The sequence below is a fragment of the Pseudomonas sp. NFX71 genome (assembly GCF_048079215.1).
Taxonomy (GTDB): domain Bacteria; phylum Pseudomonadota; class Gammaproteobacteria; order Pseudomonadales; family Pseudomonadaceae; genus Aquipseudomonas; species Aquipseudomonas fluorescens_B.
Map to the genome: position 1 here is coordinate 5,002,333 of NZ_CP182230.1, position 15,089 is coordinate 5,017,421.

General features: G+C 58.2%; 12 protein-coding genes. 10 read left to right on the forward strand and 2 right to left on the reverse strand.

What is annotated here, in order from left to right; all coding sequences use genetic code 11:
• Nucleotides 1-231: 231 nt before the first annotated feature.
• From ACM1ZW_RS23385 to ACM1ZW_RS23420, 8 genes are all read left to right on the forward strand, one after another.
• Nucleotides 232-1,119 (forward strand): universal stress protein, encoded by an 888-nt coding sequence (locus ACM1ZW_RS23385; RefSeq protein WP_414879726.1) that lies wholly within the window; start codon nucleotides 232-234, stop codon nucleotides 1,117-1,119.
• 30 nt (nucleotides 1,120-1,149) lie between these two features.
• Nucleotides 1,150-2,913: an acetate--CoA ligase gene (gene acsA, locus ACM1ZW_RS23390; RefSeq protein ID WP_416739450.1), complete on the forward strand. Its 1,764-nt coding sequence runs from the start codon at nucleotides 1,150-1,152 to the stop codon at nucleotides 2,911-2,913.
• Entirely contained in the window at nucleotides 2,910-3,893 is a 984-nt protein-coding gene (gene pdhA, locus ACM1ZW_RS23395) for a pyruvate dehydrogenase (acetyl-transferring) E1 component subunit alpha (RefSeq protein ID WP_416739451.1), read from the forward strand. The genes acsA and pdhA overlap by 4 nt, the downstream gene beginning before the upstream one ends.
• Nucleotides 3,890-4,876 (forward strand): alpha-ketoacid dehydrogenase subunit beta, encoded by a 987-nt coding sequence (locus ACM1ZW_RS23400; RefSeq protein ID WP_416739452.1) that lies wholly within the window; start codon nucleotides 3,890-3,892, stop codon nucleotides 4,874-4,876. The genes pdhA and ACM1ZW_RS23400 overlap by 4 nt, the downstream gene beginning before the upstream one ends.
• 46 nt (nucleotides 4,877-4,922) lie before the next feature.
• Nucleotides 4,923-6,041: a dihydrolipoamide acetyltransferase family protein gene (locus ACM1ZW_RS23405; RefSeq protein WP_416739453.1), complete on the forward strand. Its 1,119-nt coding sequence runs from the start codon at nucleotides 4,923-4,925 to the stop codon at nucleotides 6,039-6,041.
• Between the two features lie 11 nt (nucleotides 6,042-6,052).
• Nucleotides 6,053-6,295, forward strand: coding sequence for an acyl carrier protein (locus ACM1ZW_RS23410; protein ID WP_414883713.1), 243 nt, complete (start codon nucleotides 6,053-6,055; stop codon nucleotides 6,293-6,295).
• A gap of 140 nt (nucleotides 6,296-6,435) precedes the next feature.
• Nucleotides 6,436-6,996, forward strand: a complete 561-nt coding sequence (locus ACM1ZW_RS23415; protein ID WP_416739454.1) for a nitroreductase family protein — start codon at nucleotides 6,436-6,438, stop codon at nucleotides 6,994-6,996.
• A gap of 177 nt (nucleotides 6,997-7,173) precedes the next feature.
• Complete coding sequence (locus ACM1ZW_RS23420; RefSeq protein WP_416739455.1) at nucleotides 7,174-7,779, forward strand: Spy/CpxP family protein refolding chaperone; 606 nt, start codon at nucleotides 7,174-7,176, stop codon at nucleotides 7,777-7,779.
• A gap of 203 nt (nucleotides 7,780-7,982) precedes the next feature.
• Here ACM1ZW_RS23420 and ACM1ZW_RS23425 read toward each other — a convergent pair whose 3' ends face one another.
• On the reverse strand, nucleotides 7,983-9,194 hold the full coding sequence (locus ACM1ZW_RS23425) for an acetate/propionate family kinase (protein ID WP_416739456.1): 1,212 nt from the start codon (nucleotides 9,192-9,194) through the stop codon (nucleotides 7,983-7,985).
• A 351-nt stretch (nucleotides 9,195-9,545) separates the two neighbouring features.
• Between ACM1ZW_RS23425 and ppsA the strand changes: the two genes are divergently transcribed.
• Both ppsA and glgP read left to right on the forward strand, forming a co-directional pair.
• Complete coding sequence (ppsA, locus tag ACM1ZW_RS23430; protein ID WP_416739457.1) at nucleotides 9,546-11,972, forward strand: phosphoenolpyruvate synthase; 2,427 nt, start codon at nucleotides 9,546-9,548, stop codon at nucleotides 11,970-11,972.
• Nucleotides 11,973-12,037: 65 nt separating this feature from the next.
• Nucleotides 12,038-14,539, forward strand: coding sequence for an alpha-glucan family phosphorylase (glgP, locus tag ACM1ZW_RS23435; protein ID WP_416739458.1), 2,502 nt, complete (start codon nucleotides 12,038-12,040; stop codon nucleotides 14,537-14,539).
• 15 nt (nucleotides 14,540-14,554) lie between these two features.
• On the opposite strand, the gene ACM1ZW_RS23440 is transcribed toward glgP, so the two are convergent.
• Nucleotides 14,555-15,088, reverse strand: a complete 534-nt coding sequence (locus ACM1ZW_RS23440; RefSeq protein WP_414879861.1) for a flavin reductase family protein — start codon at nucleotides 15,086-15,088, stop codon at nucleotides 14,555-14,557.
• Nucleotide 15,089 lies beyond the last annotated feature (1 nt).

Genomic DNA, 15,089 nt, shown 5'->3' on the forward strand with positions numbered 1-15,089 from the left:
CGGCAGTGTGAAGAAGCGAAGGCCCGCTCCGATTGATATTGATCAAGTACGGTGGAATGAAAGGCTGCGTGTCTCACGGGCCTCACGCCGGTATTTGATATTTATCAACGTCAGGCACATTGCAGCGGAGCAACCTGAATCAACGTTGGTGCTTGGTCCGGCGTGGACGCAACGGCTGTGCCCTACGAGGATCAGCGGCAAGCGTTGAAGCGCTCTGCCTGGAGTCAGACCATGAGCCAGTATCAACATTTGTTACTCATCATCCACCTGGCCCTGCGCCATTCTCCGGCAATCGACCATGCCGCAGCGCTCGCCAGGGCCAGCGGTGCACGTTTGCATATTGCGGCGTTGATCCCGGCGTTGAACCTTTTGTCGCTGCTCGAAGAAGGCGACCGGGAAAAGGCGCGGGAACGCTACCTGCAGGACCATCGTGATTGGCTGAGCGATCAGGCCAGACATCTGCGTGGCAGCGGGGTCGTGGTGACCACCGAGGTGGCTTGGGCTGATGACATGGAGCAAGACATCCTGGATCACGTCAAGGAATTGCAGCCCGACCTTTTGATCAAGGAAATCCAGCAAGAATCAGCGCTCAAGCGCACGTTTTTCACCCCGCTGGACTGGCACTTGCTGCGCCACTGTCCGGTACCGGTTTATCTGGTAGGCGGGACTCACCATGCGCTGCCGCGCAAGATCGTGGCGGCGGTTGATGCGGCGGCGGGTGGGCCTGAGAACAGCGAACTCAATGACCGCATTATCCAACAGGCCTCCAGCCTCGCCATACAGTGTGATGCCGAGTTGCACCTGCTGTTTGCCTGTGACATTAGGGAAGATTGCCTGGAGGAATTGGGCGGGAGCTTAAAACTGTCGGAGCTGACCCAGGGGCTGCGCAAAGAGCTGGAAAAATCGTTCCTGAAATTCGCCGGTCGGTACGGTGTGCCTGCTAACCGGCGGCATTTCATTCTGGGACATCCTGTCTCGGCGCTGAGCGAGTTTGCCAACAAGCACGACGTGGATGTGATTGTGTTGGGCAGAGTCCAGTACCACGGGATGGAGAAACTACTGGGCAGCACGACAGAACATATTCTGTATCAGGTGCCCTGCAGCGTCCTGGCGGTCTAGGGACGGACCGACGACTCAAGGTGGGCAATCATGCATCCAGCGATCATTAAGAAAACCCTGGCCAACTTGCCGCTAGCGCCAAATTGGCTCGATAGTGTGAAAGCTCGCGAGGCCTTTTCCTGGCAGGTGGAAGCCAGTGCTCTGGCCGGTTTGCCGGGCGGCGGTTTGAACGTTGCGTATGAGGCCGTGGATCGGCATGCGCAGGGTGCGCATCGACGGCATACGGCACTGCGCATTCTTGACCGCAATGGGTGTAGTCGCGACATCAGCTACGCCCAACTGAGCCTCCTGACCAACCGATTTGCCAATGTATTGAAAAAACTGGGCGTGATGCCCGGCGAACGATTATTTGTACTCTGTGGCCGGGGGCTGGAACTTTATCTGGGCGTGCTCGGTGGCCTGAAACTCGGTTGCGTGGTGTCTCCCTTGTTCTGTGCGTTCGGTCCCGAACCCATCGAAACCCGTATGCGTCTTGGCGAAGCCAGTGTGTTGCTGACCAGCGAACCCCTCTACCGGCGCAAGGTCGCGGCCATACGCGAGCGTTTGCCGGCACTCAAACAGGTGCTGCTGTATGACGAAAACGGCGGCGATACGGCGCAGATCGAGGGGACGCTCAATCTGCATCAACTGCTGGCGCAGGCAGATGAAGCCTTCGCCGTTGCCAATACGACCGCCGACAGCCCGGCACTTTTACACTTCACCAGCGGCACGACGGGCACCCCAAAAGGCGTGTTGCATGTCCATGGCGCGGCGCTGACCCACCGCGTCACCGGAAAATACGCCTTGGACTTGCACCCCGATGATGTCTATTGGTGCAGCGCCGATCCGGGTTGGGTGACCGGCACTTCCTATGGGATCTTTGCCCCGTTGTTGTTGGGCGTCACCAGTGTGGTCGAGGGCAATGAATTCGATGCCGAGCGTTGGTACCGGATACTTGAGAAGCAACAGGTGACAGTCTGGTATACCGCCCCGACGGCCATTCGCCTGTTGATGAAAGCAGGCGAAGCCTTGGCACGCGGCCATCATTTTCCGAGTCTGCGGTTTATTGCCAGTGTCGGCGAGCCGCTCAATCCCGAGGCGGTCTGGTGGGGCAAAGAGGTGCTTGGGCTGCCGATCCACGACAATTGGTGGCAGACCGAAACCGGCGGCATCATGATTGCCAACACGCTCGCCATGCCCATCAAACCAGGCTCCATGGGTAAGCCTTTGCCGGGTGTCGAGGCGGCCATCGTCGTTCGAGGAGAAGAGGGCGGTCTGGTGTTTCTGGGTGACAACGAGGTCGGTGACCTTGCCTTGAAACAGCCATGGCCTGCCATGTTCCGTGCCTACCTGGGGCAGGAGGAGCGTTACCGTCAGTGCTTTGTCGGTGAGTGGTACCTGAGCGGCGATCTCGTGCGTCGCGATGCCGACGGTTACTACTGGTTCATTGGTCGCAGTGACGATGTCATCAAGTCGGCGGGTCACCTGATCGGTCCGTTCGAGGTTGAAAGCTCTCTCATGGAACACCCGGCTGTGGCCGAGGCCGCAGTGATTGGCAAGCCCGATCCGCTGTTGGGCGAAACCGTGAAGGCCTTTGTTTCACTCAAGCGTGGTTTCACTGCCAGCCAGGCCTTGCACGACGAGTTGCTCGGTCACGGACGCAAGCGCCTCGGGGCGGTCGTTGCGCCCAAGGAACTGGAATTTGTGGAAGTGCTTCCGCACACCCGTAGCGGAAAACTCATGCGGCGTTTGCTCAAGGCCCGGGAACTGGGTTTGCCTGAAGGCGATACGTCCAGCATGGAGAGCCCGTCATGAGCCTCCCATCGCGGTCCCAGGACATTGCTCTCGACCTGCTGCGGGACATGGTGCGTATCCGTCGTCTTGAGGAGCGGGCTGGCGAGTTGTATGGGGAGGGCAAGATTCGTGGCTTTCTGCACCTGTACATCGGCGAAGAAGCGGTAGCTGTCGGCGTTCTGCATGCACTGGCAGCCAACGATGCCGTGGTTGCGACGTATCGCGAACATGGCCACGCCCTGATCAAGGGTGTCCCCATGGGGGCGATCATGGCCGAGATGTATGGGCGCCAGGAAGGATGCTCGCGAGGGCGCGGCGGCTCAATGCACCTGTTTGATGCCACGGCACGATTCTTCGGCGGCAATGCAATCGTGGCGGGAGGCTTGCCCCTGACGGTCGGCCTGGCGCTCGCTGAACGCATGCAAGGTGGATCGCGTCTCTCAGCCTGTTTTTTTGGTGAAGGCGCGATGGCGGAAGGGGCCTTCCATGAGTCCATCAACCTGGCCGCATTGTGGCAGCTGCCGATGCTGTTTTGCTGCGAAAACAACCTCTATGCGATGGGGACTGCCCTGGACCGTTCGCAGTCGCAAACGGACCTGTGTGCGAAAGCCTCGGCCTACAAAGTCGATAGCCGGTCTGTCGATGGCATGGACGTGATCGCGGTCTACGAAGCCGCTCGTGATGCGGTTGAACACATCCGTGCGGGGCGTGGGCCTTTTTTTCTGGAGTTCCGCACCTATCGGTTTCGTGCCCACTCGATGTTCGACCCACAGCTGTATCGTGACAAGGACGAGGTGGAGCAATGGAAGACCCATGGGCCGATCCATACGTTCAGTGCACAGCTCAAGGCCGAGGGCCTTTTAGACGAACCCGGATTTCTGGCGATCCTGGCCCAGGTGGACGCTGAAGTAGAAGCCGCCGTTACCTATGCCGAAAGCGGTAGCCTGGAGCCGCTTGAGGATCTGTCCCGCGATGTCTACACCCCAAGGGCGGCGCCATGAGCATTCGTATGAGCTATCGCGAAGCGCTGCGCGAGGCAATACGTGAGGCGCTGCAGCGGGACCCGCGGGTATTTCTGATGGGCGAAGACGTCGGTCGCTACGGTGGCAGTTATGCCGTGTCCCTGGGGTTGCTTGAGGCGTTCGGCCCCGAGCGCATTCGAGACGCGCCATTGTCCGAGCTGGGTTTCGTGGGAGCCGGTATAGGGGCGGCTTTGGGGGGCATGCGACCGATTGTCGAAATCATGACCGTGAACTTCAGTCTGCTCGCCCTCGATCCGTTGATGAATACGGCTGCCGCCTTGAGGCACATGTCCGGTGGACAGTTCTCCGTGCCCTTGGTTGTGCGCATGGCGACAGGCGCCGGACGCCAGCTTGCGGCGCAACACTCGCACAGCCTGGAAGGCTGGTACGCCCATATTCCCGGGCTGAAAATCCTGGCGCCGGCGACCATCGAAGATGCGCGCGGCATGCTCTGGCCAGCGCTGCTGGATCCGGACCCGGTGCTGATATTCGAACACGCCCAGCTCTACAACCTGGAGGGTGATGCGGGCGAGTGGGAGACGGTGGACATCAGCTCCGCCAAGGTACGCCGAACCGGCAAGGACCTGACCCTGATCACTTATGGCGGCACACTCGGCAAGGCCCTGGAGGCTGCGCAAGTATTGGCCGGTGAGGGCATTGATTGCGAAGTCATCGACCTGCGGGTCCTGCGCCCTCTGGATGACAAGACTTTGATGGCTTCTGTCTGCAAGACCCGTCGGGCCCTGGTGGTTGATGAGGGGTGGCGCAGCGGCAGTCTATCCGCCGAGATCATCACGCGGATCATAGAACAAGGCTTTTTCGAGCTGGATGCACCGCCGGCACGGGTGTGCAGCGCCGAAGTGCCGATACCTTATCCCCGGCATCTGGAAGAGGCGGCCCTGCCACAAGTGTCGACGATCGTCGCAGCTGCTCATGAGCTGTGCCGGGGGACATCAGGGTGAGTGCAATGACGTGGCCTATTCGAGTATCGAGCCACGAGGGTAAACAATGATCGAATTCAAATTGCCCTCTCTGGGGGCTGATATGGATGAAGGCACGTTGCAGGAATGGAAAGTCCATCCGGGCGATGTGGTCAAGCCGGGCCAGGTGATTGCCGTCGTCGATACCGCCAAGGCCGCCATCGATGTCGAGTGCTGGCATGAGGGCACAGTGTCGCAACTGCTGATCGATATCGGCGCCAAAGTCCCGGTCGGTACCACCATCGCCTGGTTGTTGGAACCGGGCGAAGATCCGCACAGTGCGCGACGAACAACGACCGCGGCGCCGCTGCTGATCGAAGAGCAGGCATCGTCCGGCAGACGCCCGCGGATATCTCCCGCGGCGCGCAAGCGTGCTGCCGAGCTAGGCGTCAGCACCGCTGATATGAAAGGCCATGGTCCACATGGAGTCGTTACCCTGGAGGACATCGAGGCTGCCGCTCATGTGGCGCATCCGCCGGACCCCGACCAGGCCATGCGGCACGCCATTGCGGCGGCCATGACTCGTTCAAAACGCGAGATTCCCCATTACTACCTCAGCGAAACCATCGCCCTGGATAACGCCATGGCCTGGCTGCAGGCACACAATGCGCAAAGCACAATTCAAGAGCGCCTGCTGCCCGGTGTCTTGCTGCTCAAAGCGGTGGCGCTGGCCTTGCACGACTATCCGCAGCTCAATGGTTTCTGGCTGGATAACGCCTTCAAGCCCGCACTCGATACCGACCTTGGGGTGGCAATCACCCTGCGCCAGGGTGGCCTGGTCGCCCCGGTGCTGCATCATGTGGCAGACGCCTCCCTGACTCATTTAATGAGTGAACTGGCCAGCCTGGTCGAGCGCGCCCGAAGCGGTTCCCTGCGCAGCTCCGAGCTGGGAGGCGCCGGGATGACGGTCACGCAACTCGGCGACCAGGGTGTAGACAGCGTTTTCGGGGTGATCTACCCACCCCAGGTGGCCTTGGTCGGTTTCGGTCGTATCAGTGAGCGGCCCTGGGTGAAAGAGGGCCAGTTGTGTGTCATGCCGACCGTCATTTGCAGTTTGTCTGCCGATCATCGAGTCAGCGACGGTCATTACGGCGCACGTTTTCTCGGCGAAGTCCGTCGCTTGCTGCAGACGCCAGAGGCGCTTTGAGGAGAGGACATATGAACCCGCAAATGATCCGCGATGAAGTATTGAAAGCCTTGAAAGGCATTGCTCCGGAACTTGAAATCGATCAGTTGCGATCTGATCGGTCGCTGCGCGAAGAGGTTGATCTGGATTCCATGGATTGGCTTCGTTTCATTGAGGCTCTGAATCGGAGTCTGGGAATTGCAATTCCTGAAAGCGATTACCAAACCGTGGACACCCTGGACAAACTCATCACCTACCTGGGGCAAAAGGGATGAGGGTACCGAGCAGTGGCTGCGGGGCGTTGAATGCTTGCGCTGCCTCCGGTGTAGCGGTTCCGCCTTGATTTGATCTAAATCAACAGCAAGTCCATGCGGGTGGACGACCTTATGAGTGGCCCTTTATCAGGTAGGCACTCATGAACATCGACAAGGCAATCTCCGGCCGGCGCTCTGCGCGTGAATACACGACGCAAGCCGTTGATGAGAACGTCCTGCGGCGCTTGATCAGTGTCGCTGCCCAGGCGCCCAGCGCAATGAACCAACAACCTTGGGCCTTCACGGTGATTCGCGACCAGGCACTGCTGGACCGGATCTCCCGTGAAGCGAAAGCGTACATGCTCAAGACGATGCCGGCAGGCTTCCATTCCGAGCACTTCCATACGTTGCTCAATGATGAAAACTTTCAGATCTTCTATCACGCGCCTGCACTCATCCTGATTTCGGGAAACGCGCCGAGTCCCTGGATCGTCGAAGACTGTGCACTGGCTGCCGAGAACCTGATGCTCGCCGCGTATGCAGAAGGCCTTGCCACCTGCTGGATCGGTTTCGCGCAGAGCTATCTCAATACGCCGGATGGCAAGCATGCCCTGGGCCTGCCGGCCGAGTGGACGCCAGTGGCACCCATTATCGTCGGCCACCCGAAATCTGCGCCTGGACCCATCTTGCACAAGGCGCCGGAGATTCGCTGGATTGGCTGATCGCAAAACACTCTACCGTCCATGTCGGCAGCGTCGTCATCGTGCACGGTGGCTGCCACTATCGACCGTCTAGCCGCAGCCTCGTTTGTCTGGCTGTTTTCTGATGTGGATCAGATTGTCCACCTGTCCGGCTCCTAATCTCGAACCATTCCCACCATGGTGTTGAGAAGAACTGAAATGAACAAATCAAGCTTGATCGGCCAATACATGTTGATAGCAGCGAGCGTTTTCCTGTTGCCATCCACCGGCGTCTTCGCCAACCCACCCATGTCGCCGCAAGGTGGCATGTCCCATCATTCCCAGGACGTCGATTGGGTCAAACATACGCAGCAGACCCTGGATGATCTGAAAGCCAAGCTCAATCTCAAGCCAGAGCAAATGCCTGCCTGGGAGACATGGGCTAACGGGGTCATCACGGATGCCAATCAGCAACTGGAAATGCACAAGACCCGGCACGACGAGATGGCGAACTCGAAGCAAGCGCTAATTGATGCAACGACGCCGGAAAGAATGGCAAAAAGGATAGAGCGGCTGCGCGCACACACCAACTGGATGCAGGCGAAATTGGTGCGTCTGGATGCTGCTCAGGCGCGGACCAAAACGTTTTATGACACTCTGGAAACTGAACAGAAAACCATATTCGACCTGTTCTGGGCAGTGATGCATCGCAGGCATGCTGGCTATGGCGGCGCGCAGATGCCAATGCAAATGCCGATGCACATGCCAATGCACATGCCAAAACCGCAAATGGACGGCGACCAGGACCCAACAGACCCGCAGTAGGCGCTGACTGACTGTTCGATTGGGTGAACATCATGAAAATCGACACGGTAAAACGTTGCGCGTAGACAGGGCTAGTCCTATCCCCGGACAAAAAAACCTTCCCGGTTTCCCGGCCAGGGGCAGGGCAGTCAGGGGATTCACTCGCCTTGGATTGGCCCGACCGTTTGCATGGCTTCAGGCTTTTTCGGCAGCGAGATGCTCGGTTACCGTTGCCGGTTGACTGGCTCGGTCAGGCGGAGGGCGTCGAGCGCCGTGACCCATTCTTCGTTGGTGGGCTCGACCACCACCTTGACTCGGCTGGCCGGGGTCGAGATCACTGGGGCATTGGCCTGGTTAGCCGTTTCGTCCAGTTCGAGGCCCAGATACTGCAGGCCAGCGCACATACGAGAGCGAATCGCCGCGTTGTGTTCGCCAATACCAGCCGTGAACACCAGCATGTCCAGACCACCCAGTGCCGCGACCAAGGCACCGGCTTCGTGGATGAAGCGGCGCAGGTACAGCGCAAGGGCCATGGCCGCGCGAGGCTCGGTGGCTTCGACTTTGAGCAATTCGCGAGGGTCGCTGGAAATCCCGGAAACGCCCAGAAGGCCAGACTCGTGATACAGAATATGGCTGACCCGCTCGAGGCTCAGCTTCCAGGTTTTCATCAGGAAAATCACGGCGCCAGGGTCCAGCGCCCCGCAGCGCGAGCCCATCATCAAACCGTCCAGCGCTGAGAAACCCATGGTGGTGGCGACGCTTTTCAAGTCCCGCATGCCACACAGGCTGGCACCGCTGCCCAGGTGCGCGACCAGTGTCCGGCCACGCGCCTGATCGCCATAGCGCTCGGCCAGCGCAATGGATTGGTAGCGATAGGAAAGCCCGTGAAACCCGTAACGACGCAAGCCGCTTTCCCAGGCCGACCAAGGCAGCGGCAGGATTTTCTCCACGTCTGGCAGGGTCTGGTGGAAGGCGGTATCGAAACACACCACGTGTGGCAGGTCGGGGCGGGTTTGTAGCAGTGTTTCGATGGCCTCCAGCGCAAAGGGCTGATGCAGAGGGGCTAGCGGGATGTAGCTTTTAAGGTCGGCCAGTACCTGCGTGTCGATCAATACCGGTTTGGAGTATTTAATCCCTCCATGCACGACGCGGTGGGCGATGGCCCTGATCGAACGGCCTACCAGTCGAGTGTGCAGCCGCTCACGAATATACCCAAGGGCATCGTGATAAGGATGCTTTTCATCAAGGGGCAGTGGCTGATCGTCGCCGTCGTTTTCGCTGACCACCGAGTTTGGCCCCGTGATGCCGTCGACCTTTGCGCGCCACAGTGGTGTACGAGCCAAAGGGCTGCAGGTCGCGTCGAACAGGGCAAACTTGATGCTCGACGACCCCGCATTGAGGACCAGGATCACTTCACCGGTATCTGTGTCGTTCATGGCAGGTTTACCCGTGTTACAGGCCTTCGCGGGCGGCGAGGCCTTTGTGCTGGCGATACTGCTTGTCGATCCAACGCCTCGCGGCCTGGAGCAAGTCGACGGCGGTCCTGGGGTTGGTAACGGCAAGGAAACTGTAGCGCGTTTCCCTTTGAGGGGGATGGTCGGACGTGGCGATCCGGACGGGTGTTGCTGCTCAAAGGGCGCTCATTGATCTAGATCAACACCCGCAGACAGCATCAAGCCATAAAGCCTGTATCAAGTTCTATTTGGCGTTGTTGAGCGCTGGCGCGGGGGAAGCGCAGCCCTCAAACGAAAGAGGGCCGCCCCCCAATCAAATGGAGAAACATCGTGATGTATTCACATATCCGCTGGTTCAAAGAGCTGGGTATCAACGATGTATCGCTGGTCGGGGGCAAGAACGCCTCGCTGGGCGAGATGTACCAGAACCTCACGACTGAGGGGGTATGCGTCCCCAACGGTTTTGCCATCACTGTTGAGGCGTATCGTTATGTGCTTGATCACAATAGCGCCTGGCAGCCTCTGCATGCGGCACTGGACGGACTCGACCCCGACAACATCAAGGATTTGCAGGCGCGTGGTGAAAAGGCGAGGGCGATCGTATATGGCTGTTCATTGCCGGAAGATCTGAAGACGGCGATTTTGCAAAGTTTCGCCCAACTCAAACAGGAATACGGCGAAAACATTTCATTGGCGGTGCGTTCCTCGGCGACCGCTGAGGATTCGCCGCAGGCTTCATTTGCCGGGCAGAACGACACCTATCTCAATATCGCCCGTGACGATGATCTGCTCGATGCCTACAAACGTTGCCTGGCGTCCAACTTTACCGACCGCTCCATCCACTACAAATACGACAATGGCTTTGATTACTACAAGGTCTATCTCGCCGTCGTGGTCATGAAGATGGTGCGTAGCGATATCGGGGCCAGTGGCGTGATGTTTTCGCTGGACACGGAAACAGGCTTCAGGGATGTCGTTTTCATCAATGCCGCGCTGGGGCTCGGCGAGAATGTCGTGCAGGGCACGATAGACCCGGACAGCTTCTATGTGCACAAACCCAGCTTTCTCCAGGGTTATCGTGCTGTCTTGAAGCGCAGCCTGGGTAGCAAAGCAAAGAAGATGATTTTTGCCGGCGAGCTCAATACCGGCAATATCGCGGTGGAATACACCAAGAATATTGACACGCCCCTCGAAGAACGAACCCGCTTCTGCATCTCCGATGCGGATGTGATGGTGTTGGCCGACTATGCCATCAAGGTTGAAAACCACTATTCGGGCAAAGCCGGTTTTTACAAACCCATGGATATGGAATGGGCCAAAGACGGGATCGATGGCCGCTTATACATGGTGCAGGCGCGACCGGAAACGGTGGAGTCGCAAAAGAACGGTAGCGTGCTTGAGATTTACCATCTCAAGCAAAGATCGACAGTGCTGCTCAAGGGCCGGGCGGTCGGTACCCGAATTGGCGCCGGCAAGGCGCGTGTCATCAACGATGCCAAGCATCTGAGTGAGTTTCAACCGGGCGAGGTGCTGGTCTCAGAGAACACGGCACCCGACTGGGAGCCTGTCATGAAGACCGCCGCGGCTATCGTGACGAGCAGGGGCGGCCGTACTTGTCACGCCGCCATCGTGTCGCGTGAACTGGGCATTCCCGCCATCGTGGGAACCGCAAACGCGGCAGAGAAAATAGAAACCGGCACACCGATCACCATTAGCTGCGCCGAAGGCGAAACCGGACATGTCTATGAAGGCATTCTGGATTTTGACATTCAGCACACCGATCTCAGCCAGCTGGGACATCCAGAAACGAAGATTATGATGAACCTGGGCAATCCTGATCAGGCCTTTAGTCTTGCCTCACTACCGGTGGATGGCATTGGTCTGGCGCGTATGGAATTCATTATCAATGAGTACATCAAGGTGCATCCGATGGCGCTCGTGCACCCGGAAAAGGTGGATGAAGCAACACGTGAAAAGATCGCTGCCCTGAGTGTTGCTTACAGTGATCCTGCGGATTTTTTCGTCAAGACCTTGGCCGAAGGCGTCGCCACTATAGCCGCGGCGGTGTATCCAAAACCCTGCGTAGTGCGCATGAGCGACTTCAAAAGCAATGAATACGCGACCCTGCTGGGCGGAAAGTATTTCGAGCCGGAAGAAGACAACCCGATGATCGGTTTTCGTGGCGCGTCCCGTTATACCCATAGTGCCTATGCCGAAGGTTTTGCGCTGGAATGCGCGGCAATGAAGCGGGTTCGCGACGAGATTGGCCTGACTAACGTCAAATTGATGATTCCTTTTTGCCGCAGAGTGGAGGAGGGCGAAAAGGTGTTGGCAGCGATGGCCAGCCATGGCCTCAAGCGCGGAGAAAACGGACTGGAGGTCTACGTCATGTGCGAGATCCCCAACAACGTCATCCTGATTGACGCCTTCGCCAAACTGTTCGACGGATTCTCCATCGGCTCCAATGACCTGACCCAGTTGACGCTCGGCGTGGATCGCGATTCGGAAATCGTCGCCTTCGATTTCGATGAACGCGATCCGGGTGTGAAACAGATGATTCGCCTGGCGGTGGAGGGAGCAAAACGTAACGGCCGCCACTCCGGTATTTGCGGACAGGCGCCGTCTGACTATCCGGAGATGGCTGAGTTTCTGGTGGAAATCGGCATTGACTCGATAAGCCTCAATCCGGATGCGGTGCTAGCCACGACTCGGCATGTTCTGGCGGTGGAAAAGCGCCTGTCACTCAATCGCAAACCGTAAAACCGTTGCCTCATGGCTCGCATGATCAAGATCCGCAAAACTGCCGATTACAACGAGGTGTCGACGTGTATGCCTTCTTGCCACGTGAGTTGCCGGAGCAACTCTCCCCACTGACCGAGCTCGCACTTAACCTGCGCTGGACCTGGAACCATGCACTTGACGACCTGTGGAAGTCGATTGACCCAGAACTTTGGGAGCGTACCCATAATCCGTGGATGATTCTGCAGAATGCTTCGCAGCAGCGTCTTGACGAACTCTGCCGAGATGCCCATTTCTCGCAGAAACTGGCGCACGCCATCGCAGAGCATCGGCGTTATCTCGACGACTCAGGCTGGTATGCACAGCGGCAAGCGGCAAGCGATTCGGCGCGGATCGCTTATTTCAGCATGGAATATGGTCTGAGTGAGGCCTTTCCGCTCTACGCCGGCGGACTCGGTGTGCTTGCAGGAGATTACCTCAAGACGGCGAGCGACATGGGCGTTCCGATACTTGGGGTGGGTTTGCTCTATCAGGAAGGCTATTTTCGGCAATACATCGACGCGCAAGGCAGGCAGCATGAGGCCTATCCTTACAACGACGCCACCAGCCTGCCGATTCAGCCAACTATCGGGAATGAAGGCGCATGGCTGAAAATCGTGCTGCAACTTCCCGGTCGCACTTTGTATGTGCGTATATGGCAGGCCATTGTCGGACGTACGCGCCTGTATCTGCTGGACAGTAACGATCTGCGCAATGGTGCCGCCGATCGCGGTATCACCTCAAAGTTGTACGGCGGCGGCTCGGAAATGCGTTTGCTCCAGGAAGTGGTGCTCGGCATCGGTGGCTGGGCGGTACTGGACGCACTGGGTATCGACGTTGACGTGTGCCACCTTAACGAAGGTCATGCCGCGCTGCTTGTGCTGGAACGTGCCCGTCGTTTTATGCACAAGACGGGAACATCGTTCTGGGAGGCATGGTGGGCAACGCGTGCAGGTAATGTATTCACAACGCATACGCCAGTGGCTGCGGGTTTCGACTCATTTCCGCCCGCACTTGTTTACAAGTATGCGCGTGAGTATCTCGAGGACTGTCGCATTTCATTGCGCGAGCTTCTGGCGTTGGGCCGGCGTGATCCGGCGGACGACGATGAGCCGTTCAACATGGCTTTCCTGGCATTGCGTGGGTGCGCTCAGTGCAATGCAGTGAGTCGTTTGCATGGTGAGGTCAGCCGTCGATTGTTCAGTGATCTTTATCCACGCTGGCCGCTTCATGAGATACCTGTAGGGCATATTACCAACGGCGTCCATGTGCCATCCTGGGATTCAGTGTGGTCCGATCACCTGTGGACTAGCACCTGTGGCAAGGAGCGTTGGCTCGGCACGGTGGAGTCTCTCTCCGGGACGGTCTCCAACAGTGATGATATGGCCTTGTGGACGATGGCCGCCGAGCAACGCCGCGATCTGGTGCATTACACGCGTAACCGTTTGGCATGGCATCTTGGACAGCGTGGCGAGTCACCGCAGCAGGTCGAAGACGCCGCGCAGGTGCTCGATCCCAATTGCCTTACGCTCGGCTTCGCGCGGCGATTCACCGACTATAAGCGACCGAATCTGTTGCTACATGACCCGGAGCGCCTGAGTTGCCTGCTAACCGATGAGCATCGACCGGTCCAGTTGATCATCGCCGGCAAAGCCCATCCCGGTGACGAGCTGGGCAAGCAACTGATCCAGGCATGGATGGAGTTTGTTCATCGTCCGAATCTGCGAAGGCATGTCGTGTTCCTGGAGGATTACGACATTGAACTGGCCCAGCATTTGGTGCAAGGCGTCGATGTCTGGATCAATACACCGCGACGACCATGGGAAGCCTGCGGCACCAGTGGTATGAAGGTTCTGGTCAATGGCGGACTGAACCTGTCCCAACTGGACGGCTGGTGGGCGGAGGCGTACCAGCCCACCTGCGGTTGGGCGATAGGCGATGATGCCCCAAGCGACGATGTAGCCGACGCCGAGTGCTTGTACCGCCTGCTCGAAGAAGAAGTAGTACCCAGCTTTTACACGCGCGACACGCAGGGAATTCCACGAGGATGGGTGCAGCGTATGCGCGCCAGCATGTCGCAATTGGGGCCGCAATTCAGCAGCAATCGTATGCTGCTCCAATACCTGGATGGTTGTTACCAGCCGGCAATCCAGGCTTTCCGATGCCGTAGCAAGGATAAGGCCGGGCTCGCACGTGCGCTTCATGCCTGGCAGAAGGCGGTTGCCTCGGGATGGGACAAAATACATTTCGGCACGGTCGATGCGAAACACGACGGCGAGCGGCTGTACATCAGCGTGCCGGTCTATCTGGGGGAGATCGCCCCGGAGTGGGTAAGGGTCGAACTCTATGCCGCCTTGTGCGATGAACACCCGGCAGAATGCCTGCCGATGAACGCCGTCGGGCCCATTTTCGGCGCCATCCAGGGCTATATCTTTTCCATCTCGGTCGCTGCTACGCGGCCCGTGGATTGCTACACCCCACGGGTGCGCGCCTGGCACTCAGAAGCCTTTCTGCCGGCGGAAAATGCTCTTATTGCGTGGCAACGATGACGCCGACCCGCACTCCTAGACACCCTCTGGAAGTTTCGATTGCATCATTTCTCTTCTATCCAGTTTGCGTCCGTCCACGACGAAGGAACCATCACCCACCGAATGAAGGGTTCGTGTCTCTTTGCGTGAGTCGTCGAGGTAGGCGGCGAGGCCTTCGAGGATAACGATATTGTGTTTCTCGATGATATCGACAACCTTGCATTCGATATTGGCCAGGCATTCCTTAATCAAGGGTGCCCTGACATGTTTGCCTTTCACGGGCGTGAATCCGAATGTTGCGAACTTGTCAGTGTCGGCACCGGAACAGGTTCCCACGGCGATAACGCGATCCAGCAGATCGACGGTCGGGATTGAAATGACACACGCCTTGGTGTTCAGAAGCGCAGCGTATGAATAGTTCCAAGGGCCGGTGGTCATGGCGAAAATCGGTGTGAAACCCATCACCATGGTCCAGGAGATGGTCATGATGTTGTTCTTCTGGCCATCATTTGTGGTGACGAAGACAACCGGGCCAGGTTCCATCAGTGTGAATGCTTTGTTGATGTTCATC

Excerpts from the sequence above, each read along its gene's own strand:
- ACM1ZW_RS23385 (WP_414879726.1), top strand. The coding sequence starts at position 232 with ATGAGCCAGTATCAACATTTGTTACTCATCATCCACCTGGCCCTGCGC.
- ACM1ZW_RS23415 (WP_416739454.1), top strand. The coding sequence starts at position 6,436 with ATGAACATCGACAAGGCAATCTCCGGCCGGCGCTCTGCGCGTGAATAC.
- pdhA (WP_416739451.1), top strand. The coding sequence starts at position 2,910 with ATGAGCCTCCCATCGCGGTCCCAGGACATTGCTCTCGACCTGCTGCGG.
- acsA (WP_416739450.1), top strand. The coding sequence starts at position 1,150 with ATGCATCCAGCGATCATTAAGAAAACCCTGGCCAACTTGCCGCTAGCG.
- ACM1ZW_RS23400 (WP_416739452.1), top strand. The coding sequence starts at position 3,890 with ATGAGCATTCGTATGAGCTATCGCGAAGCGCTGCGCGAGGCAATACGT.
- ppsA (WP_416739457.1), top strand. The coding sequence starts at position 9,546 with ATGTATTCACATATCCGCTGGTTCAAAGAGCTGGGTATCAACGATGTA.
- ACM1ZW_RS23405 (WP_416739453.1), top strand. The coding sequence starts at position 4,923 with ATGATCGAATTCAAATTGCCCTCTCTGGGGGCTGATATGGATGAAGGC.
- ACM1ZW_RS23420 (WP_416739455.1), top strand. The coding sequence starts at position 7,174 with ATGAACAAATCAAGCTTGATCGGCCAATACATGTTGATAGCAGCGAGC.
- ACM1ZW_RS23440 (WP_414879861.1), bottom strand. The coding sequence starts at position 15,088 with ATGAACATCAACAAAGCATTCACACTGATGGAACCTGGCCCGGTTGTC.
- ACM1ZW_RS23410 (WP_414883713.1), top strand. The coding sequence starts at position 6,053 with ATGAACCCGCAAATGATCCGCGATGAAGTATTGAAAGCCTTGAAAGGC.
- ACM1ZW_RS23425 (WP_416739456.1), bottom strand. The coding sequence starts at position 9,194 with ATGAACGACACAGATACCGGTGAAGTGATCCTGGTCCTCAATGCGGGG.